Source organism: Alteromonas sp. ABV2_168 (assembly GCF_056161165.1).
Genome location: NZ_JBSWYQ010000002.1, coordinates 314,113 through 335,659 on the forward strand (window position 1 = coordinate 314,113; position 21,547 = coordinate 335,659).

Sequence of the window (21,547 nt, forward strand, 5' to 3'; positions counted from 1 at the left end):
TGATTCCTTAAAACACGCTCTTACGATTTTTTTCTGCTTCTGCCAGCAACGCATAGGCTTTATCTAACTTAACCTGCATGGCGTTGACAACTTCACGCACTGCATCCACGCCTTTGTCTTGCTCGATAGCTTGCGGTAAAGATACGTTAAAATCTTTCTCAAGATCTTCAACCAGTGGCGCATCCAATTCAATTAGCGCACCTTCAATACCTTCAAAACGTTGCAGGTAGGTATCAAACACCAGTGTGGTTGCCACTTCAGACAACTGTTCTGCATACTTTGCTACTACGCGGTCAAGACGTACTTTGATGTCATCAATGACTTCTGTTGGCGTTGTCGGTTCAGCTTCGGTGGTCTGAACCTGCTCGATAAGCCCTTTTTTCTGATATTGAGAGGCCAGTTTTACCGCCCCCAGGCCCTGCCAGAGGGCATGTACCAGTTTTGCCTCTTCAGCACGGACGGCTGTCGTAGCGGCCCCGCTATCGATGGCTGTTTTTACACCGTAAATGCCTTGCCAGATTGTGGCGTAAACAGGCACATACTGTGTCTCAATGGCTGAATGGAAATCTACTTCTTCCCAGTACTCAATCATTACGTCAGTATCGACTTTTCCTTTGCCCTGCTTTTCGTAGGCATCAACGACGGCACCAAATTTATCTTCCAGCCACTGCACTTCTTCTGAGTATTCGCCCAGGTGCGCGTGAAGGTTATTTACGTGATCACCGATAGCACCATTTGCTGATACCTGAGAAGAAAAACTGCCGGTAGAAAGTGCCAGCACTAAGGCAATTTTACAACGGGTTGATCCTGAGAAAGTCATGATTAATCCTTAAATGTTCATTTTTTTGAAAATGATACTTATTATCAATTGGCAAGTAAAGCCATAGACGTTATGTGTTATAACAGTCAAACATACTCTGTCGCAGAAGAAAATCCCATGAATGCAAACACAAGTGAATGCCGCAATGAACGCAGCAGATGGGTGAAAGTAGCAACAGGTGCGGCGGTGTGCGTGGCTTCCCTGCTCTGCCTGCTAAAAATCGGCGGCTGGTTTATCACTGGTTCTGCTGCCATTCTCGGCTCACTTGCCGACAGTGGTATCGATTTACTGATCAGTGTTGCAGCCGCAGGTGTGGCCTCATATGCCGCCCTTCAACCTGATACCAATCACAAATTCGGACACCATAAAGCAGAAGCGTTATTCGCTCTTGGCCAGGTCGCCCTGATAAGTGCTTCGGCATCGCTGGTATTGTGGGAGTCGGTGCATCATCTTGTGGATCCGGAACCGGTTACCCGACCTGACATTGCGGTTGGCGTACTTCTGTTTTCGCTGATTGCAACCATTCTGCTGGTATCATTCCAGACGCTGGCATTAAAGCGAACCCGTTCATTAATCATTCAGTCTGACCGGGCTCATTACATTGGCGACATCTTTGCTATTACCGGTGCGCTGCTGGCAGTATTCACAGGTAGTTACTACGATATTCCAAGACTGGATGCCGTGGCCGGTTTGACAATGGGATTAGTTCTCACACATTCCGCCTGGCAGGTAACAAAAATAGCCATTCCCCAACTCATGGACGAAGAGTTGCCTGCCGAAGATAAAGAAACCATAAAACAAATTCTTGAAGCCAATTCCAATGTTCTGAGCTATCACGCTTTGCGTACCCGCCGCGCCGGTGATAAGAGCTTTATACAGCTCGACATTCAGCTTGATGCCGGACTGTCTTTCCGCGAAGCCCACGACATCACCGATGAAGTTGAATTGCAGATAGAAGGTGCATTTACCGACGCCGACGTAATTATTCATGCTGATCCCGAGGGCGAAGCCAGACTTGAACGCAGGGTCATCGAGGATGTAGAGGATTATCCGGCGTCCGGTTCACAGTGATCAGGACACATCACGAAAATAAAAACAATTATCATTTGGATTTAACTTAAGATAGAATTAGGCGCTTTCATACTTGCTGCCTCTGGCGATCCACGGTAGTCACTCTTCTAAAACCAAGTATTAAGATTATGTTTTCACGCTTCAGAGACAGTATGACCTGGCTGCACACTTGGACAGGCCTGATATTGGGCTGGTTGCTGTTCGCTGTGTTTGTTGCCGGTACGCTGGCTTTCTTCCAGTTTGAAATATGCCGGATTTCTGTTTTTAACCCTCTCGCTAATCCTTTCCTGTGAAAGTAAAGGCATTGCTGAGGGCATCGTTTACTGGTGCTACGAAATGACCGTTGGCGCATTACTGGTAGCCCTTTACATATCAAATAATCAGAGGCGCAAAGCCCGGAAATAACTACAACACTTTGGAGACATTATGAAAACACCTGAAAACCGCTTAGCACCCGTGGCAACGGCTGTAATGCTGTCACTCACTCCCGCTCTGGCGATGGCGCAGGAAGCTGCTCCTTCCGATGACACCCTGGAACACGTTGAAGTGACCGGTAAATATACCGTAACAGAACGAATCGATACGGCCACAGGTCTGGGCCTGACGCTGCAGGAAACGCCGCAATCAGTGAGCGTTATCACTAAAGAGCGTATTCGTGACCAGGCGCTGGATACCGTCATTGACGTAGTACAAAACACAACAGGTGTGTCTTTCCGCATGTTGGATAATGTGCGGAACACCCTGCAGTCCCGTGGTTTCGATATCACCACTTACCAGATTGACGGCGTACCGTTACCCTGGAGTCTGGCGGCGGATTCCGGTGAAACTGTCGCAGATGTGGCGATTTTTGAGCGGGTTGAATTTGTACGGGGTTCTACCGGCCTGCTAACCGGTGTGGGCGATCCTTCCGGTTCTATAAACCTGGTGCGCAAGCATGCAGACAGCACTGATTTAGCGGGTGACGTGAGCTTTGCACTGGGCACATGGAACAATTTTGAAGTCATGGCAGACGTATCAACCGGACTGAATGACGAAGGCACTATTCGTGGCCGTGTAGTGGCCAAGTATGAAGACAGTGAATCTTACCTGGACATCTTCACAAACGAATCTACCGTACTGTACGGTGTTGTTGAAGGTGACATCACCGACAGAACGCTGGTGCGCGTAGGCATGAGCTACCAGAATAACGTACCAAAAGGTAACTTCTGGGGTGGTCTGGTAGGTTTATACAGTGACGGCACGCCGACAGACTGGGACGTATCAACCACCACGTCTGCTGACTGGACCCGCTGGGAAACGAAAAACACCAACATCTTTGCCAACGTAGAGCACACCTTTAACAACGGCTGGGAACTGCGTGTTAACTATAACCGCATGGATTACAAAAAGCCGGATGTCAGATTGCTATACGTGTACGGTTCACTGGATAAAGAAACCGGGGCCGGCCTTATTGCATGGCCCTACCGTGCAGAGGGCGAAAGCTCACTGGACAGCCTGGATATTCAGTTAAAGGGTGACTACAAGCTGTTTGATACCATGCATGAATTCGTTATTGGCGGTTTGTACAGTGACCAGTCTGCCATCGCTGAAACCTACTCTGTTGTGAGCAGCGACCCTCTTGCCATCTCTGATTTCTACACCTGGGGCAATGAGTGGAGCGAGCCGGTATGGACTGACGCGCCGGACACTGTTGCTCAGGACATGGATACCGAACAGAAAGGCTTTTACGCTGCCACCCGTCTTAACCTGACTGAGCAGTTAAAAGTGATTGCCGGTGGACGGATTGCCAGTTGGGAACGTTCCGGTAACAGCTACGGCACACCTACAGATTTTGGTGAAACAGGTGTATTTATTCCTTACGCCGGCCTGTTGTATGACGTAACAGAGCAGCACCGCGTTTACGCAAGCTACACCGATATTTTCCAGCCTCAGAATGCGGTAAACCGTTACGGTGAATACCTGGATTCCCTGCAGGGCGTTACCTATGAAATAGGTCTGAAGAGCCGCTTCCTTGACGAGCGTTTAAACACTGCTATCTCGGTATTTAAAATTGATCAGGATAACCTGGCTCAGGACGACATCGCTGAAGACGGTACGCCTTATTATGTTCCTGACTCGCCGGCCACCATTGCCCAGCGGGAAGCACAGGGTACTGAAAGTACCGGTTTTGAAGTGGAAGTGGTGGGTCAGCCCGTGGATGGCTGGAACATCAATGTGGGCTGGTCACAGTTTGAAGCCGAAGATGCGGAAGGTAACGACGTTAACCCAAGCTATCCCCGTAAGCAGTTCAAACTGTTCACTACCTACAACTTTATCGACAGCATGCCGGGCCTCACCATTGGTGGTGGTGTGAACTGGATGGACGAAGTGTCGCAAAGCGGTGTTACCCAGGAAGCCGTTGCCATTACAAACCTGATGGCAAAATACAGCTTCAGCGACCGGGTCGACGTTCAGCTTAACGTAAACAATCTGTTTGACGAAGAGTACTACAACTACATCTCAAGCAACGCGCAAATCCAGTATGGTCAACCGCGTTTCACACAAGTGAGATTTAACTACTCGTTCTGATAACAGGACAGATACGCCCGGCACATGCCGGGCGTTTTATTTATTCTGCTGACTGGCTCTGCTGAGAACTGTTTTCTAATAATCGGGTAGCGGTATATTCGTTTGTGATGAGACCGTTTAGCAGCCCTGATTTTAACGCGCCGTTTATGGCTGCGATTTTTTCTTCTCCGGCCGCAATGCCAATAATGGTAGTTCCGGCGAGATCCTGCAGCGACATACTGGTGACACACCGGTTAATAGGACTGTCGATTAATTGCCCCTGACCATCAAATATCCAGCTTATCATTTCACCTGCCGCACCGGCAGTTTCCAGATTATCAAGCGTGTCCTTTGCTATAAACCCGTCGATATGTAGCGGTGACACGGTCCCCAAATGACCTATCCCGACGAAAGCAACGTCAGCTTTTAATGCCAGCGCTCTGACATTACTGACATGGGGCAAATTATGCCATTGCTGCTTGTCCTCCTCAGAGGGCGCAATAACCGGCAATGGCATGGGAAAGTGTCTGGCTCCTGCCCGTTCTGCGACGTGCACGGCGACATCATAACGGCTGGCAGATCCATCATGTGCAATATTGCCCACCAGCGAAACAATGTTGTGCTGAGGGCATTGCAGTGCTGTTAACTCGTCGGCGCAGGCCCGCAGAATTCTTCCGGTACCAAGAGCGACAGTTCTCGGGTGCTGACCTTTAAGATACCGTTCCAGTTCGGCTGCGCCTGCCTGAGCCAGACCTGCTGTTGAGTGCGGATTATCCGCATCACTGGGCACAACTTCGCACTGGTGTAACCCGAAAACCTCTTTCAACTGACTTGCCAGTTCCATACACCGCTTCACAGGGTGCTGGAGGCGTACCTTGATCAATCCCTCTGACACAGCAAGCGCGACAAGCCGCTGAGCAGATTGTCTGGATGTATGTAACTGTCTGGCTATTTCATCCTGTGTTTTTCCGGCGACATAATAGAGCCAGCCAGCTCTGGCAGCATCTTCGTATTTTTGTTGAGCTGCAGATAAAGTAGATGACATGGGCGCCTCTAATCTTTAATCAGTTCCGGGAACTGAGCTTTAAAATCGTGCCAGTTTGCCAGCGTCTCAGATGGTTTACCATCGGTTTGTTGCAAGTGACTGCCGCCGGTGAAATGCCGCCAGTGCATGCCGGCCGAAACCGCAGCTTGTAATCCCGGAGCAGAATCCTCAATGACCAGACAATGCGCGGGAGCCTGACCGGCACTGGCCGCTACATGTAAAAATAAGTCCGGTGCAGGCTTGCCCCGTGCAACGTCTCCGGCAGTAAAAATCTGAGGTTCGCTGAAGTACCGGTTAAGCCCTGTCGCTGCCAACGCCACAGCCGTCCGCGTCCGGCTGCTGCTGGTCGCCAGTGCATAAGGTACTGATAAATTTGACAACACTGTTTCCACACCGCTCACCGGTTGCAGACGCTCAGTGAACGCAATTTTCAGCTTCTCATCAAAATCAGCCTTGATTTGTTCTGTCACGGTTAACTGGAACTGCTCCGCCAGCATGTCTTTTACATGGCCAAAGCTGCGCCCCAGAAAGTGCTGCTGAAAAAACGCTGTCTCCAGAGAGATATTCTGCTTTGCAAGCAATTGCTGCCACACTTGCATGCTCAGGACTTCGCTGTCGATGAGCACTCCGTCACAATCAAAGATCACCATTGAAATACTTGCCACAGCACCTCCTTCGTAACAGCTTTCTAACCGGTAGTATGTTTCATCTGCACGCACGCTGCGCGCACTACGTTGTAACCTGCAGGTTACGGAATAGCAAAAAAATCGTATGTAAGACAGCCCCCTTTGTTAACGACATGTTGACTTAATCAGCACAATCTGGGAATATGCCCACACAGTTGGCATTTGCCAAAAAATATATAATGCGGCGACTTTGTCTATGACCAGAAGCAGTAACGAAGTAAATCTACATCAACTGGAAGAAGAACAGCTTCCGGTTGCAGAACATAGTCTGAAAGGCTGGCGACATTTTCTCGGCTTGTATGCCGGTGAACATGTTGCAGCCTCTGAATTCGTATTCGGCGCAACCTTTGTTGCTCTGGGTGCCTCAATGACAGATATCCTTATCGGTCTGTTGATAGGCAATATTCTGGCTGTACTCAGCTGGACATTCATCACCACGCCGATAGCAGTGGAAACCCGGCTCAGCTTGTATACATACCTGCAAAAGATCGCCGGCGACTCTATGACCAGACTCTATAACTGGGCAAACGTGATTATTTTTACTGTCATTTCAGCAGCTATGATTACGGTTTCTGCAACAGCAGTACGTTTTGCTCTGAATATACCGGCCCAACTTAACTGGTATCCCACTAACCCGTGGTTCGTTCTCGTTGTTCTGGCTGTGGGAATCATCGTAGTGCTGGTTGCCATGTATGGATTCAACGCAGTATCCAATTTTTCAGGGATCTGTGCCCCCTGGCTTTTTGTCATGTTTATCAGCGGACCGCTCGTCCTCATGCCGGAACTGGCCAATGCCGTTACCGGTGATACGCGGGTATCAGACTGGGCTGAATTCATGCACATCGGCAGCATTTCAGTATGGACAGGACTCGATGCCAACGGCAATCCCGGCATAGGCCTGATGGAAGTTATCGGGTTTTCATGGGCAGCCAATACGATAACGCATTTCGGCTTAATCGATATGGCACTGCTACGCTATGCAAAAAAGCGGAGCTACGGTCTGTGCACCTCGGCGGGCATGTTATTCGGTCATTATATCGCCTGGATTTCAGCCGGTATCATGGGCGCTGGTACAGCGGTACTGGTACAAAAATCAATCACAGAGCTGGACCCGGGAGACGTCGCATTTCATGCATTGGGCTTGTCAGGTCTGGTGATTGTTATCGTAGCCGGATGGACAACAGCGAATGCCAACCTTTACAGAGCAGGCCTGGCTGCCCAGGCGATTTTTAGCAATCACTCCCGGAATAAAACCACGTTTATGGTAGGAATAGTCACTGTCGTCATTGCCTGTTTCCCGTTTGTTTTCACCAAATTACTCCCGCTGTTAACTTACGCAGGTTTGTTAGTGGTGCCGGTCGGCGGCATTGTGTTTGCCGAGCATTTTGTCTTTCCCCGCCTGGGTTTGACTCGCTACTGGGCACACTACAGAAAAATAACCCACAGTAAACCCGCTGTTACCGCCTGGGCAGCAGGTCTGGTATTCGGTTTCGGACTTAATGCGCTGGATGTTATCTCTTTCTATTACCTGTTTTTGCCGACCTGGATTTTTACCATCTTGCTCTACACCGCAATGGCGAAACGTCATGGTGCAGCAGAAAAATACCCGCAGGAAGAAGCAGACTTACGCACCTACGATGAGCAGGTCGAAACCTTTCAGGCAAAACAAGCTGAACAACTGCCTGTACAGCAAGACGATAATTCGCTCTTCACGAATGTCCTCACTGTGCTTGCCCGGGGAAGCCTGCTAATCACGGTACTGCTTGCCGGCTATACCATGTTTTTCTCAGCCGGAATGGAGCAATACGTTACCAACCGTACTCTGTTTTTCAATGCAGGCTTTGCCTGCACTCTGGCCTACTTCACTTCTGCTTACTGGGCGATGAAACGCCGGCAGCGCACTTCTCTTTCTTCATCTGTGGAATAACTATGTCTGTTCAACCTGTAAATCTTAACAATGCGGCTCTCTCTTCATTGCCGCCCCACATTCTTCGTCCTGCCTATGACAGGGCAGCATTACGCACGGGCATTGTTCATGTAGGGGTCGGTGGTTTCCATCGCGCTCATCAGGCTTTTTATACCGATCAATTCATGGGCAAAAGTGGCAATACGAACTGGGGGATCTGTGGTATCGGCCTGAGAGAAGGTGACAGTAAAATCCGTGATGTGCTTAAGAAGCAGGACTATTTATATTCCTTATTAGTGAAAGATCCGGAAGGTTGCGCATCTTTACAGGTCATCGGGTGTATGACCGGTTTTCTGATGGCAAATGAAAACCCGCAGGCCGTTATTGATAAAATGGCCAGTCCGGACACGAAAATAGTCTCACTTACGATTACCGAAGGTGGATACAACTTTATCCCCTCTACCGGCGAATTCGATTTTTCCCAGGCTGATGTACAACATGATCTGGCCAATCCTGATTCTCCCAGGCTGGTATTCGGCTATCTTGCCAGCGCTCTGAAACAGCGCCGGGCATCCGGACTTGCTCCGTTTACTGTGCAGTCCTGCGACAATATTCAGCACAATGGTGATGTAACACGAAAAATGCTGACCAGCTATATCAGGTCTTACGATGAAGAAATGGCAGACTGGGTGTCAGAGAATGTCGCTTTTCCTAATGCCATGGTTGACCGCATTACGCCTGTCACCACAGCAGATGATATCGCTCAGGTAGCAGCGCTGGGTCTGATTGATGAGTGGCCTGTAACCTGCGAACCGTTTCATCAGTGGGTTATTGAAGAACGCTTCTCTGACGGCCGTCCCGGCTGGGAGAAAACAGGCGCTCAGTTTGTGGAAGATGTAACGCCTTATGAAACCATGAAAATCAGACTACTGAACGCCGGCCACACGGTATTAGGTATCCTTGGATCACTACATGGCTTTTCTACGATTGATGAAACTGTCGCTCACCCTGTGTTTGCCTCTTTTGTCCGTCGCTTCATGGACACGGAAGCCACACCGGTGCTTTCGCCGGTAGCAGGAATTAACCTAGATGAATATAAGAACACTCTGATCGCCCGCTTTGCAAATCCTTTTATTAAAGATAGCCTTACGCGGATTTGTTCCCAGAGTTCTTCTAAGATATCTACCTTTCTGGTACCCACGATTAAGGAAAACGTAGAGCAAAAAGGACAAACAGAATGCGCGGCACTGGTTATTGCAGCCTGGTGCTATTACAGCTACTACCGTGCAACACAGCAGGGAACAGCTTTAGAGGTGATTGATGATCACGCAGAAATCCTTCAAAGCGTTGCCGGAGGCTCTGAAAGTCAGGCCAGAGCATTTATCGGATTAACCGGTATCTTTGGAAATCTGGCAAAAGAGCCCGCTTTCGCGGCCCCTTATTTGCAGTATGTCAGTTCACTGTTTAACGGTGAACCGGTTCAGGCGCTGATTGAGAAGACAAACAACCATTTCAGCTAAGATAGGGCCCGGTGCTACGCTGTCCATAGCACCAGGCCAAACTTCACGCCAAATGACTCTCAAACGTGCTGCCATGGTACTGTTTTTTTGCCAACCCCTTTTTCTGTAGCGCCGGTATGAGTTCGCTGCACACTCTTTCGAAGCAATCCCGGCTCCCGCCCGGCAATGCGATGAAGCCATCAATGGCTCCGCTGTTGAACCATGCTTCAATTTCATCTGCAGCCTGCTGCGCTGTACCGATGATGATCCAGTGGCCTGAGCCTGCTACCTCCGGTCTTGCCATAAGAGCTTCGAGTGTAACCGGCCCGTTTTTTACCACGTTGCGGATTAGCTCACTGTGAGTTTTGCTTCTTACCTGTCTCACGGGTTGCAATACGGACTCATCCAGAACCGTCATACTGAGCAGTTCACCGACCTCTAAACCCAACGAAGAGGCCACCAGCTGATGATGGCGGTGGGTGAGCGTGTTGTCCCTGGTTTCGCGAAACAGCTTCAGCGCTTCTTCGTATGAACCGGCTAGAAACAGCGATAACCCCGGCAAAATCCCGATGTCATCAGCCTGTCTTCCGGCCTCCTCAGCCCGCTGCCGTAGATCTGCCCGTAACGCTTTCGCACTGTTCATATCCGGCGTTGCAGCGAATACTCCCCTGGCGATTTTAGCGGCGAAGTTTTTCCCGGTTTCCGATGCCCCGGCCTGAAATAAGGGCACGTCTCCGGCACTGTGACCGCTTAACGTCAGAGGACCTTTGCATGCCAACTGTTTACCCTCAAAATTGATTGCCTTAATTTGCGACGGTTCGGCATAGCGCCCGGCTTCTTTATCATGGAGCAGCGCCCGGGGCGGAAAGCTGTGCCATAACTGCTGCACCGCTGATACAAATTCATCCGCTCTTTCATACCGGCTTTCTGTACCGGGCATGGCCGGCAGACCAAAGTTCTCGTGTCCGTCGAGTGCGGTAACCACGTTCCACCCTGCCCGCCCGCCGCTGATATGATGTAACGACTGGAGTTGCCGGGCGATAACATAGGGAGAATGAAATGTTGTCGATGCCGTGGTCAGCAAACCAATTTTTGATGTGCCCATGGCTACTGCGGTGAGCAGAAGAGTCGGATCCAGTCCGCTAAAGCCCACCGAGCTGGCCAGCGCTGACGGGTCAATAAACAAAGAGTCCGGCCTGAAAACAAAGTCCATGCAGGCAGATTCGGCGAGTTGCGCCAGCCCTGTGTAATAAAGCGGGTCATACAGCCTTTCCACTTCACTGTCTGGCCTGCGCCAGGCATTGCCTGACATCCAGGTAACGGCCAGTGACATACCGGTGAGTAAAGTCCTGTTGTGACGGGTCATGCGGGCATCCTTTTAGCGGGGTAAAATTAAAGGGGAATAATGAACGGGATCTTCCATCACAAGCGCATCTATGCCGAACAATAGCTGCATGTTGCCTGACGTACATACTGATGCAGGTGCGCCGCTTGCCACTATCTCTCCGTCCTTCATCGCAACAATGTGATGGGCATACCGTGCCGCAAGATTGATGTCATGCAGCACCATTACGATGGTTGTGCCATCTTCCCGGTTGCGCTTTTCGCACACATTCAGCACGTCGATTTGATGACCGATATCTAAAAATGTTGTGGGTTCATCAAGCAAAATCAGCGGCGTTTGTTGGGCCAGTACCAGTCCGATCCAGGCGCGTTGACGCTGACCGCCGGACAAAGTAGCGATTTCCCGGTCTGCCAGGTCACTCAATCCGGTTTGCAAAAGTGCATCATTAACCGCTTTTTCATCATCTTCATGCCACTGGCTGAAGAGTGTTTGCCAGGCATACCGTCCCCGTGAAATCAGCCCTTTTACCGTCATGCCCTCAGGGGAAACATTGGTTTGTGGTAATAAACTCAGTTGTTTTGCACGGCTTTTCGGGGTGAATGATGACAGCGGCTGCCCCTGCAACGAAACCTCACCTGAAGAAGGCCGGTACAGGCCCGCAAGTAAGTGTAAGAGCGTTGATTTACCGCATCCGTTTGGCCCTATAATCACGCTGATTTTGCCGGCAGGAAACTGCACCGACACATCATGAATAATGGTGCTTTTCACATAGCTGAAGCTCAGCGATTTTGCAGCAAGCGCTGCCGCGGAAAATGTATGTGGTTCAGGAAGAGTCGACATCAAAACGCCCCTTTTTTATGTTGTCTGAGCAATAGCACAATGAGATATACGCCGCCGAGTATCGCGGTGACTCTGCCTGCCGGTAACTGGCTGGCTAAAGGCAATACGGCGCTTACTCTGTTCGCAGTCAGCAGTAAAACCGCCCCGCAGAGTGAGCTGGTGAATAGCGGTAAGGAAAGACCGGTAAGCGCCCTGGCAATATGGGGCGCACCTAAGGCAATAAACGCCATCGGGCCGGCGGCAGCGGTAGCCAGAGAAACCATCAGCACAGAAATAGCCAGACCGGCATGACGGCTTAGTTGCACATTAACTCCTAAGCCAAATGCCACCGCATCGCCCATTTCCGTTAAACGCAAAGATTTCGCCAGCAACATCAACACCGGCAAGCCAGTGAAAAGCCCGGCCATAACGGTGAATACATGCCCCCATTGCCTGCCATCCAGACTGCCCAGCAGCCACAAATTGGCCAGCATCGCGTTATCAATATCCCCTTTTACCAGCAATAATCCGGTAAACGCGGTAAGCGTTGCACCTGTGCCAATGCCCACTAAAACAAGCCTTCCCGTTTGCAGCACCTGTCCTTTAATGGCGAACAGATAAATCACCAGCGCAGTAAAGCAGCCCCCCAGAAAAGCAAAGCCCGCTACACCGGCGGGTGACTGACTGATAAACACCAGGTGATAAACAGCCCCTGTCGCAGCTCCGGACGTAAAGCCTAAAATATCAGGAGAGCCTAAGGAGTTTCTTGAAACAGACTGAAAGACCGCACCGGCAGCTCCTAAGCAACCACCTACACCCAGGGCGGTAAGGACAACGGGTAACCTGATATCGATAAGAATTTTAGCGGGCAACGGCGCGAGACCATTGCCAGCCATCCACCCCGTTACATCCTGCCATGTGAGCAGATTGCTGCCAGACATCAGGCCATGAAGACAAAGAGCAGCGAGTAAGAAGAACAGCAGACACTGCACCAGCAGAACACGCTGGTAAACGAAGAAAGAAAATGATCCGGCGCGCAGTAAAAACGGGGCCGTCATGAGGTTGCCCCCCGCACATTTCTGGCAAGTGCAATAAATACCGGACCGCCAAGAATAGCCATCATGATGCCGGTACTGACCTCACCCGGTGCAGCCACAACACGGCCCGACACATCGGCGAGCAACAACACTTCCCCGCCGATAACCGCGCATAGCAGTAGCTGCCGCCGGTGGGTAACAGGTGCAATACAACGGCACAAAAAAGGCACAACTAAGCCGGTAAAGAGTATCGGGCCCGCCGCCGCTGTAGACGCGCCGGCCAGTAACGTGATGACCGTCAAGCAGCCACGGCTGAGCCACTTTTCATTTACGCCTAATGCCGTCGCCAGATGGTTACCCAGCATAAGCACATCAATGCCGGGAGCAATATACAAAGCCAGCACAAGTGCCACCAGCCAGCACCCCATTAACGGCCAGAGTACATCAAACCCTTTGCCTGCCGTTGCCCCTACCATCCAGTGCCGGTATTGCTCAAACACGGAGAGATCGGCAGACGCAATCACTAACTGCCCTGCCGCCAGGCACACTGCCGAAAATGCCACGCCGGCCAGCACTAATTTATCCTGCGAGAAACGATATGGTCCGGTACCCAGCTTTACCACCAGTAAAGAGCAAAGCGCAGCCCCTGCCGCACCGGCAAGCATTTTGACGAATGCCGTTTCAGCCCCGAAAAATGCAATGGTGACAATAACAGCCAGACTCGCGCCGGCATTAACACCTAAAAGACCCGGTTCAGCAATGGGGTTTCGTGTCATGCTTTGCATGATGAGTCCGGCAATAGCCAGTGCACTGCCACAAAAGAAAGTGACGAGTGTGCGGGGAACACGTAATTCCCGTACCAGCAAATGCGCCGTGTTTGATGCATCGAACTGAGTAAATGCCGATATTGTCTCATGCAGTGGAAGCACCTCCGGGCCAATGGCGACACTGGCAAAAAGCAGCACTGCAAGCACAATAATCAAACATGGTAAATCAAAGTGTCGCGAATACACCTTCATGGGGAAGAAAACAAGTTTGCAATGATATCCACCGTCTCGGTGGCGCTGTAAAAGTCCATGCGGAATGAGTTTTCTCCCATACCCCACACTTGTTTGTGTTTCACTGCCGGTAAGTTTTGTAATACCGGGTCATTGAGCAGTCCGTTTACATCATCAACGCGGCGACGCAGTAAAAAAACAGAGGCTGCGTTCAATCTGATAAGTTGCTCATACTCGCTGCGAATAAAATCGCCCGCATCTTCGGGGCTACCCTTCATGATGCCAGGTGGTGTAACAACATCGAATCCAAGCGCCCGTAATAACTTACCGTGGGTACCGGTTGCCGTACCAACAGGATTGATAATGCCGGGCCCGTTGTAACTGACAATATTCACCTTTCCCTCTGGCAGATGAATATGCTGACGAACGTTTTCAACATACTGATTAAATGATGTAATACGTTGCTGCGCGGATTGCTCAAGCCCCAGAGCCCGGCCTAATGTTGTTGCCAGACCCTGCCAGTCAGTCACGGCATAATCCACAATGAGCACCGGTGCGATGGCACGAAGCATCTCCACATGGGCCATGGCCGAATCGGCGCCTCCGGCAGAGACAATGATGAGGTCGGGCCGGACGGCATAAGCAGCCTCCAGATTGATACGCCCTGCTGGCCATACATTGGTGACCTCTTTTACTTTCGCCACCTCCTGCCACTGCGCAAAATAGGCATTGGTTGTCGCCGATGCACTGGCGACAACCGGCGCATCAATCGCCAACAATGTACCGGTAACGGTTACTGTGGTAGACAAAATCCTTTCAGGCCTGGCGGGAATAACAACCCGGCTTCCATCACTGTTTACCAGCGTCTTTGGCCAGGCATCAGCTTGCTCCGCGCCGGCATAAACGGAGCAGGCGTAAACAACGCTTAACCATAAGCAGGTTATGTACACAAAGCGTCGCCGCCAGTGCTGCATTTTTATCATGATCATTTCCGGAGAAAGTACGGTTTACAACACATAAAAAAATGCATGAGCCCGAAAGGCTCACGCATCAGAGGTTTAAAAACGATAAGTGACCGATACACCCACATTGCGGGGATCAGCAATAGAAGCAAAGCCGGCAGGATAACGGGCACTTACCGGTTCCTGACTGACCAGCGCTGTCTCATCGAAAAGGTTGTCAATGTAAGCAGTAATGAGCCAGTTATCTGCGGTGTAATTAGCGTTAACTCTTACCAGCGTGTAATCGCCGGCAACGCGCTCTGCTGTATTGGTGAAATCACCATAGTACTCACCGATATAGCGGGCGGTGGCACCTGTACTCCACTTATCATTAAACCAGTATGTGGCGCCTAAGGTCGCATTAAATTCAGGGGCGTTATTTAACTCGTTGCCTTTCACCGTGGCATAACTTTCACCGGGGTCTTTAATGTCCGACTGCAACAAACCAATCCCGGCATTCAGTTCCAGATCTTCAGTAAGTAAAGTATGAAGCTCAAATTCTGCACCGTAAGTAACAACCTGAGGAAGGTTCTCAATCACCCGCGACGAGCTTACAGCCTGATACCCGTCGTAGTCGTTGTAGAATACATTAGCGCTGAAATACCCTTTCCCGTCAGCAAACTGAGTGCGGCTGCCCAGCTCGAAGGTATTCACTTTTTCATCGTCGAAATAATAGTATTCCTGCGCCGTGAAATTCAGTGCGCCGCCGGCTGCGTTATAGCCTTTACGGGCACTGGCAGAAACGGTGGTGGCATCAGTCCAGGCATACTGCAGTGCGACTTTGGGCAGGAATATATTTGTGTCCTGATCGAGAATGGCGTCGATTGCACCGTAAACAAAGTGTCTGTCCTGGGTTTCACGCTCTAAACGGACGCCGGTGATCAGCGTAAACTTGTCGTTCAACGGGAAGGTAGCTTCACCGTAAACAGCCACAGAGTCACTTGCATCATCACCGGTGTAGGCAGCAGAACCGGTGCTGAGTATGCCCTGATCTCTGTCAAAATAGTACACACCAACAAAGCCACTGATACCCTTTCTGCCAGACACGTAGTTCATCTTCGCATCAACAGTAATATTGGATTCATCAAACCCGAGCTGCTGTTCAGCCTCGGGGGTAGCCTCGTAACTGTCGAAGCCCCACTGGTAATCCATGTAGGACACCAGCATGTCGAAAGACCAGTTGTCATTGATGGTGTAGTCAGTATAAAGCGTCGTAGTAGACGCTTCAGTCTCGATATCACGGAAGTAGATGCGCTCACGGTCATCTAAATTTTCCAGCGCATAAAAAATCCGGCCAGTATCTCCCGCCTCATCATTGTAAGTGTGAGTGAGCATGAAGCTTAAGTCATCTGAGGGCGTCCACAGTAACTTACCGCGAATACGGGTGGTTTTGATTTTATCCAGATCATAGTCCGGCGGATTGGTTTCGTAGCCGGTGTCATCAGTAATGGTATCGGCATCGAGATGCTGCACACTCAGGCGGAACGCAAGGGTATCTTCAACCAGCGGGCCCGAAACAACACCGGATGTATCAATGTATTGATCCTGGTTTCGGTAGCCGACGCGGGCAGCGCCTTCCCAGTCTTGTGAAGGATCTTTGGTTTTGATGAACACAGAACCACCGATACTGTTCCGGCCGTTACTGGTAGATTGGGGACCGCGATAGACTTCAATTTGCTGCAGATCCCACATACCGCTGTCGCCGCCTAAATCGGCAACGAAGGGTTGCGCTACACCGTCAATTAACGTCATCACACGGCCTTTTGCACCGCCGGCGATAGAATTGAAGCCACCGGCTGCACCGTTACCGGACACACCGCGAATATCCGGCAGGCCACCAGTGGGAATAACCACGTTGGCAATTTCAGACAATGCATCCGATACCGATTTGTACTGCGTATCGTTTAATGCATCTTCAGAAATAACTGACACAGAAGAGGTGGCATCTTTCAGGCTGCGGTTGGCTTTTTCACCAATAACGACAATTTTCTCAATGTCCTTTGCATCCCTGTCCGGAGCCTGATTTACCTGTGCAGAGACAGCACTGGCGATACTTAATGCCATGGCAAGCAGTGATACTTTGAATACGGGTTCGCGCTTCATAACAACTTAGTCCTTGATTTGAATGTGTGATTAGAGTCATCAGGGACCATGAAGAGAAATTCGTCGTAAAAACTGCGCAGCACAATGTCTCAAAAGCAAGGGTGCCAAATGCAAGGCATTAGCCTGTGCCCGCCTGAAAGATGACGACATGTTGTAATTATTGTTATGCGGATATACGACAGTACGGTGAACAACTCAACGTTCATGATCGACCGTTTTGATAACGATTCTCATTATCTTTAATGCAGACCGTGTCGCTTTACTTAAAACGGCATTTTGTTTTGTTGAAACCGCATTTACGGTTGCATGACAAGGGAAGCAGCATGCCGGGTTCTGGCCTGAGAAGGCGTCATACCAAATTGCTTCTTGAATGCAGTACAAAAACTGGCGCTGCACCCGTAACCCACATCCATTGCGATACTGGTGATCGGCTGAGAACCGGTAAGCAGCTTCTTCATGCCAAGTTCAAGTCTGGCGCTGTGGATGCAATCAAATACCGTTTCGTTAAAAAAGACTTTGAATTTGCGTTGTAACGTACTGGGGGTGGTGCTCATGTGACCGGCTAAATAGTCGATGGTTAATGCACTGGCTGCGTGGGAGATGATCCATTCACGAAATAGCATCCACTTTTCAGGTACAGGCGTTTGCACGCAGGAAAAGCGCTCCTGATGTTCTGCGTTCACTTTATGACACTGACCAAATGCTTCGAGAAGCAGTGACAGTGCCCTGCTTTCACGCACAATACCGCCCAGCTCCGGTGGCCTTTCAGAGATATCGAGCATTTCCTCTGCCATCATTAAACTGGAAGCAGACGCCTGCCAGGCTGCCACATCCAGATGCCGCCAGCGTTTATTCAACAAACGCTCTTCCTGCACGCTGGAAAACGTGTGCGTTAACCATTCCCCGGAAACACCAATACTCAAACGACGGCAATAGTTACCGGCAATTGCATGACGGGAAAACGATTCTGAAGTTTCCAGAGAAACCAGTGCCATATTGGGGCCGGGTTCTGCATCGCTGCCTCTCCCGAGTATAAGCGTTTTATGCCCGAACCGTATTTCAAGATAGCCGTCGAGAACTAAAATCAAACGAAAACGGTCATGCACTTCACCGTGCCAGTGGCGGGTTTCCTTATCAGTGGTATCACCAAAATGAAAATTAAGGCCGGGCCGCAAACACACATCCCGCGGGGGATGATTAACGTGCCAGGGGACTAATGAATTATCGGGCACCTTTCGACCTTGAAGTAATAACCGTTCCTTATCCAAATGATAACAAAACTCATTTGCACCGCAACTATTTACCGTGTTGAATGAACCCAAACCGGCATATTCATAGTATGCTCGTTAAGCAATGTGTTACCCCTTACCCCGAACAAGGATAAAAACAATGTGCGACAACCATACAGAATCCGACATTCACGATTTTAAGAAAAACGGCGGGCAGTTAAACCGTCGTGACTTCAGTAAACTCGTAGGATTAGGCGCTTTGTCTTCCGCCTTTCCTCAATTTGCCATGGCCTCCGGCGAGGTACAAACGCAGCAGGTAATGGTGAACACACCCGATGGCGTGGCCGACTGTTTGTTGGCGAGCCCGAAAAGCGGCAAACATCCTGCGGTGGTAATGTGGCCGGACATTATGGGTCGCCGCGCGTCATACGATTTAATGGGTCAGCGTCTGGCTGCCGCCGGATATGCTGTGCTGGTGGTAAACCCCTTCTACCGGGATGTAAAAGGTGCAGCCCTGCCCGATGGCATCAGTTTTCCGGCTCCGGAAGCCCGCGAAATTTTAGGACCCATGCGCGCTAAACTCACGCCGGATAATACCAACTCTGACAATCGCGCCTTTTTCGACTTTTTAAACGAACAGTCTGTGGTGGATGCAAGCGCACCAAAAGGCGTGCTGGGTTATTGCATGAGCGGCACCTTTACGATGTACGCAGCCGCTGCTTTCCCTGAAGAAGTGGGCGCGATTGCTACCTTCCACGGCGGCGGCCTGGCCACGAAAGAAGACGACAGTCCCCATTTCACCGTTGCTGACTCAAATGCACTGGCACTACACGCCATCGCAGAAAATGACGCCCAACGCAGTCCGGAGATGGAACCTTTACTCGTTGAAGCTTATAAAGAAGCGGATTTGCAGGCAGACATTGCGGTGTATCCCGGCACGCTGCACGGCTGGACGCCACCGGATTCAAAGGTGTACAACGAGGAACAGGCCGATGCTGCCTGGAACAGAATGCTGAAGATCCTGGACAAAGGCCTTCACGCCTGAGGAAGGAATATGCCCAAAGGATGAGAGGCAATTAAAAAACAAAAAGCCGGCTGTTTTGATGAACAGCCGGCTTTTTTACAGCTGATTATCAGAACGTGTAGTTCGCCGACACCAGGTAGCTGCGACCGGGCTCGTTAAAGGTATTTGCACCGGCACTGGAAGCCTGTGTGCCTTCACGGCGGACTTCAGTATTAATGAAGTTCTTCACTGACAGGTTGAAGCTCAGATTATCATTAAACTGATAAACCGCATTCAGGTTAGCAATGGTATAGGCATCGCGATCTTCACCGGTAATTGCCTGACCTGAAGTCTGGCTCTGTTCCGGACTTTCAGTCTTACCATAGTGCTGACCACTCAGTACCAGTTGGATCTGCTCTGTTGCCTGCCAGGTCAGCATGGCATTAACCGTGTAGTCCGGCACGATTGACAGCGGTATGCCGGTTTCTTTGTCTTTCGTTTCCAGCATAACAGTAAGGTTTGTCGACCACTGAATACTGTCAGTCAGGTTAAACTGCAGGTTACCTTCCAGACCACGTATTACGGCTTCAGGAATGTTGTACCACTGGAAAACCTGAACATTGGCTTCACCACCCTCTTCACTTGGCAGGATGTATTCCGGTGCCACGTTACCGGTACCGATGCGATTCTTGTAATCGTTGTGGAAGTAAGTGATACCGGCGTTAACACCTTCGTCGTTGGTATAGTTAATACCAATTTCTTTGTTCACTGAGGTTTCGTGTTCAAGATCAGGGTTACCGATAATGTGACAGCCGCCCCCCAGGCTTGAGAAGTCCAGCGGACAGCCATTACCACGGGTGTAATACACGTAGTTAGGGTTCAGCTGATAGAGGTTAGGGGCTTTAAACGCACGGCTGATACCACCCTGTACAACAATATTCTTTGTTGCCTGCCAGGATGCATTCAGGCTGGGCGATAAATTGGTGCCGGCTTCGCTGTGATTGTCAAAACGGATACCCGGTGTAACTGTCACGGAATCAGAAAGCAAAATGTTATCTTCCACATACACACCAATCAGTGTGGCATCGGTTTCAGACGGACGGCTTTCAGGATCGGCAGTAGCCCCGGGAATTTCGCTCTCATCAGCCACGTTTAAAGTAAGCTGATTACTCACTGCATCATCCAGCGTTTCGCCGCGGAATTCTGCACCGAATGTTGCCGTTTGTGCAAAACCTCCCAGCTCTAATGGTACGTTCCATTCCGTTTTAGCGGTAATGTTAGACAACTTGATCGTAGTTTTCTCAAGGCTGTTGATAGCACCTTCACCACCACCGGCAGAACCTTCACCTAAGCGACTGTTTGTTGTACCTTCGTACTGAATATAGCTGAACGAGTCACCGAAATCGTACTGACCCGTGTGGGTAACACCCAGCGTGCGGCGGTACATCACCAGGGTTTCTTCACCAATCAGTGCCAGCGCATCGGTTTCGCCAAGCTCATCTTCCGTGGGAATAATCGGGTTGTCGTTTTCATCTACGCCGTAACGGATCCCCTGGAAGGCGTTATCACCGGCATATTCATTACCCTGGCGGCTGAAAGCACCTTCGAAATCCCAACGATGTTCTTTACTTTGCTGGAAACGAACCAGTGTACGGAAATCCATATTCTCCACACCTTCACGACCTGCACCAACCGCTTTGGCCGCGCCGCCACGACCTACGTTTGTGTCGGTGACTTCAAGGTTCAGTTGCGGATCATCCGCTTCCTGTTTGTTGTAGTTAACAATGGTGCGGTGAGAGAAGCGGTCTGACAAAGGCGCGCTGCTGACTACGTTGATACGGTAATTACCGCCTTCATATTCATTTTGCGGAATTTCCGTTTGCAAAGACACGGTGGTTGATGCCACTTCAGGGGATTTGGTGATGATATTAATCACACCACCCGATGCACCTGAGCCATATCGGGCAGCTGCCGGACCACGAATAACTTCGATACTCTCAATGGCTTCCGGCGGCACCCAGTTACTGTCACCACGGGTGTTCCGCTCCCCCGAGCGTCCCATTTTCACTGAGTTACGTGACAACACCGGCTTACCGTCAATCAGGATCAATGTATTCTCGGGTCCCATCCCGCGAATATCAATCTGACGCTTATTGCCGTACTGACCTGAAGATGAGTTACCGGTCAGGTTAATACCCGGCATGGTACGTACGATTTCTGAAATATCATTGGTGACCGGACGGCGCTTGAAGTCTTCTTCTGTGATAACGGATACACCCTGCGCCTGCTTCAGTTCCTCTGCAGCGGCTTTTACAACGGTGACATCCAGCGTTTCCGGCTCATCCTGTGCGAAGGCTGAAAGTGAAAAAAGAGAAGTGATAGCAGCGGACACAGCTGTGCACACAAACTTCCGGTTTGTTTTAAACATGCGAGATTCC

The 21,547-nt window shown here is 50.4% G+C and carries 18 protein-coding genes; 7 read left to right on the forward strand and 11 right to left on the reverse strand.

What is annotated here, in order from left to right; genetic code table 11:
* Positions 1–7 precede the first annotated feature (7 nt).
* A complete protein-coding gene (locus ACXAH4_RS04310) occupies positions 8–820 on the reverse strand; it encodes a hypothetical protein (protein ID WP_474843928.1) in 813 nt (270 codons plus the stop codon).
* Between the two features lie 117 nt (positions 821–937).
* Here ACXAH4_RS04310 and ACXAH4_RS04315 point away from each other — a divergent pair, with 117 nt between their 5' ends.
* The 4 genes from ACXAH4_RS04315 to ACXAH4_RS04330 all read left to right on the forward strand — a co-directional run bounded on the left by ACXAH4_RS04315 (position 938) and on the right by ACXAH4_RS04330 (position 4,459).
* Entirely contained in the window at positions 938–1,891 is a 954-nt protein-coding gene (locus ACXAH4_RS04315) for a cation diffusion facilitator family transporter (RefSeq protein ID WP_474880894.1), read from the forward strand.
* A 128-nt stretch (positions 1,892–2,019) separates the two neighbouring features.
* Positions 2,020–2,184, forward strand: a complete 165-nt coding sequence (locus ACXAH4_RS04320; protein WP_474880895.1) for a PepSY domain-containing protein — start codon at positions 2,020–2,022, stop codon at positions 2,182–2,184.
* Complete coding sequence (locus ACXAH4_RS04325; RefSeq protein WP_474881087.1) at positions 2,132–2,296, forward strand: DUF3325 family protein; 165 nt, start codon at positions 2,132–2,134, stop codon at positions 2,294–2,296. Before ACXAH4_RS04320 ends, ACXAH4_RS04325 begins: the two co-directional genes overlap by 53 nt.
* Positions 2,297–2,317: 21 nt before the next feature.
* On the forward strand, positions 2,318–4,459 hold the full coding sequence (locus ACXAH4_RS04330) for a TonB-dependent siderophore receptor (RefSeq protein ID WP_474880897.1): 2,142 nt from the start codon (positions 2,318–2,320) through the stop codon (positions 4,457–4,459).
* Positions 4,460–4,499: 40 nt separating this feature from the next.
* Here the strand turns inward: ACXAH4_RS04330 and ACXAH4_RS04335 are convergent, their stop codons facing one another.
* Together ACXAH4_RS04335 and ACXAH4_RS04340 are read right to left on the reverse strand one after the other, a co-directional pair.
* The gene (locus ACXAH4_RS04335) at positions 4,500–5,483 is read right to left on the reverse strand and encodes a sugar-binding transcriptional regulator (protein WP_474843931.1); all 984 of its coding nucleotides are present in this window, start codon (positions 5,481–5,483) and stop codon (positions 4,500–4,502) included.
* Positions 5,484–5,491: 8 nt separating this feature from the next.
* Entirely contained in the window at positions 5,492–6,148 is a 657-nt protein-coding gene (locus ACXAH4_RS04340) for an HAD family hydrolase (protein ID WP_474843932.1), read from the reverse strand.
* Between the two features lie 217 nt (positions 6,149–6,365).
* Between ACXAH4_RS04340 and ACXAH4_RS04345 the strand changes: the two genes are divergently transcribed.
* Entirely contained in the window at positions 6,366–8,096 is a 1,731-nt protein-coding gene (locus ACXAH4_RS04345; protein ID WP_474880898.1) for a purine-cytosine permease family protein, read from the forward strand.
* Positions 8,097–8,098: 2 nt separating this feature from the next.
* Positions 8,099–9,595: a mannitol dehydrogenase family protein gene (locus tag ACXAH4_RS04350; RefSeq protein ID WP_474880899.1), complete on the forward strand. Its 1,497-nt coding sequence runs from the start codon at positions 8,099–8,101 to the stop codon at positions 9,593–9,595.
* A gap of 43 nt (positions 9,596–9,638) precedes the next feature.
* Here the strand turns inward: ACXAH4_RS04350 and ACXAH4_RS04355 are convergent, their stop codons facing one another.
* The 7 genes from ACXAH4_RS04355 to ACXAH4_RS04385 all read right to left on the reverse strand — a co-directional run bounded on the left by ACXAH4_RS04355 (position 9,639) and on the right by ACXAH4_RS04385 (position 18,109).
* Positions 9,639–10,940, reverse strand: a complete 1,302-nt coding sequence (locus ACXAH4_RS04355) for an NtaA/DmoA family FMN-dependent monooxygenase (RefSeq protein ID WP_474880901.1) — start codon at positions 10,938–10,940, stop codon at positions 9,639–9,641.
* Between the two features lie 12 nt (positions 10,941–10,952).
* Entirely contained in the window at positions 10,953–11,759 is an 807-nt protein-coding gene (locus tag ACXAH4_RS04360) for an ABC transporter ATP-binding protein (protein WP_474843936.1), read from the reverse strand.
* Positions 11,759–12,796: a FecCD family ABC transporter permease gene (locus ACXAH4_RS04365; RefSeq protein ID WP_474880903.1), complete on the reverse strand. Its 1,038-nt coding sequence runs from the start codon at positions 12,794–12,796 to the stop codon at positions 11,759–11,761. Before ACXAH4_RS04365 ends, ACXAH4_RS04360 begins: the two co-directional genes overlap by 1 nt.
* Positions 12,793–13,749, reverse strand: coding sequence for a FecCD family ABC transporter permease (locus tag ACXAH4_RS04370; RefSeq protein WP_474843938.1), 957 nt, complete (start codon positions 13,747–13,749; stop codon positions 12,793–12,795). The genes ACXAH4_RS04365 and ACXAH4_RS04370 overlap by 4 nt, the downstream gene beginning before the upstream one ends.
* Before the next feature lie 41 nt (positions 13,750–13,790).
* Positions 13,791–14,756 carry a Fe2+-enterobactin ABC transporter substrate-binding protein gene (fepB, locus tag ACXAH4_RS04375; protein WP_474880905.1) on the reverse strand — a complete coding sequence of 322 codons (966 nt, stop codon included), beginning with the start codon at positions 14,754–14,756 and terminating at the stop codon, positions 13,791–13,793.
* 75 nt (positions 14,757–14,831) lie between these two features.
* On the reverse strand, positions 14,832–16,877 hold the full coding sequence (locus tag ACXAH4_RS04380) for a TonB-dependent receptor (protein WP_474880907.1): 2,046 nt from the start codon (positions 16,875–16,877) through the stop codon (positions 14,832–14,834).
* A gap of 296 nt (positions 16,878–17,173) precedes the next feature.
* Positions 17,174–18,109, reverse strand: a complete 936-nt coding sequence (locus ACXAH4_RS04385) for a helix-turn-helix transcriptional regulator (protein ID WP_474880908.1) — start codon at positions 18,107–18,109, stop codon at positions 17,174–17,176.
* A 157-nt stretch (positions 18,110–18,266) separates the two neighbouring features.
* Here ACXAH4_RS04385 and ACXAH4_RS04390 point away from each other — a divergent pair, with 157 nt between their 5' ends.
* Positions 18,267–19,151 carry a dienelactone hydrolase family protein gene (locus tag ACXAH4_RS04390; protein ID WP_474843942.1) on the forward strand — a complete coding sequence of 295 codons (885 nt, stop codon included), beginning with the start codon at positions 18,267–18,269 and terminating at the stop codon, positions 19,149–19,151.
* 88 nt (positions 19,152–19,239) lie between these two features.
* Here the strand turns inward: ACXAH4_RS04390 and ACXAH4_RS04395 are convergent, their stop codons facing one another.
* Entirely contained in the window at positions 19,240–21,537 is a 2,298-nt protein-coding gene (locus ACXAH4_RS04395; RefSeq protein ID WP_474843943.1) for a FepA family TonB-dependent siderophore receptor, read from the reverse strand.
* Between the last annotated feature and the right edge of the window lie 10 nt (positions 21,538–21,547).

Bases quoted from the DNA above. Each gene is read 5' to 3' on its own strand.
- ACXAH4_RS04310 (WP_474843928.1), bottom strand. From the start codon at position 820: ATGACTTTCTCAGGATCAACCCGTTGTAAAATTGCCTTAGTGCTGGCA.
- ACXAH4_RS04380 (WP_474880907.1), bottom strand. From the start codon at position 16,877: ATGAAGCGCGAACCCGTATTCAAAGTATCACTGCTTGCCATGGCATTA.
- ACXAH4_RS04335 (WP_474843931.1), bottom strand. From the start codon at position 5,483: ATGTCATCTACTTTATCTGCAGCTCAACAAAAATACGAAGATGCTGCC.
- ACXAH4_RS04390 (WP_474843942.1), top strand. From the start codon at position 18,267: ATGTGCGACAACCATACAGAATCCGACATTCACGATTTTAAGAAAAAC.
- fepB (WP_474880905.1), bottom strand. From the start codon at position 14,756: ATGATAAAAATGCAGCACTGGCGGCGACGCTTTGTGTACATAACCTGC.
- ACXAH4_RS04360 (WP_474843936.1), bottom strand. From the start codon at position 11,759: ATGTCGACTCTTCCTGAACCACATACATTTTCCGCGGCAGCGCTTGCT.
- ACXAH4_RS04315 (WP_474880894.1), top strand. From the start codon at position 938: ATGAATGCAAACACAAGTGAATGCCGCAATGAACGCAGCAGATGGGTG.
- ACXAH4_RS04355 (WP_474880901.1), bottom strand. From the start codon at position 10,940: ATGACCCGTCACAACAGGACTTTACTCACCGGTATGTCACTGGCCGTT.
- ACXAH4_RS04320 (WP_474880895.1), top strand. From the start codon at position 2,020: ATGTTTTCACGCTTCAGAGACAGTATGACCTGGCTGCACACTTGGACA.
- ACXAH4_RS04365 (WP_474880903.1), bottom strand. From the start codon at position 12,796: ATGACGGCCCCGTTTTTACTGCGCGCCGGATCATTTTCTTTCTTCGTT.
- ACXAH4_RS04330 (WP_474880897.1), top strand. From the start codon at position 2,318: ATGAAAACACCTGAAAACCGCTTAGCACCCGTGGCAACGGCTGTAATG.
- ACXAH4_RS04395 (WP_474843943.1), bottom strand. From the start codon at position 21,537: ATGTTTAAAACAAACCGGAAGTTTGTGTGCACAGCTGTGTCCGCTGCT.
- ACXAH4_RS04345 (WP_474880898.1), top strand. From the start codon at position 6,366: ATGACCAGAAGCAGTAACGAAGTAAATCTACATCAACTGGAAGAAGAA.
- ACXAH4_RS04350 (WP_474880899.1), top strand. From the start codon at position 8,099: ATGTCTGTTCAACCTGTAAATCTTAACAATGCGGCTCTCTCTTCATTG.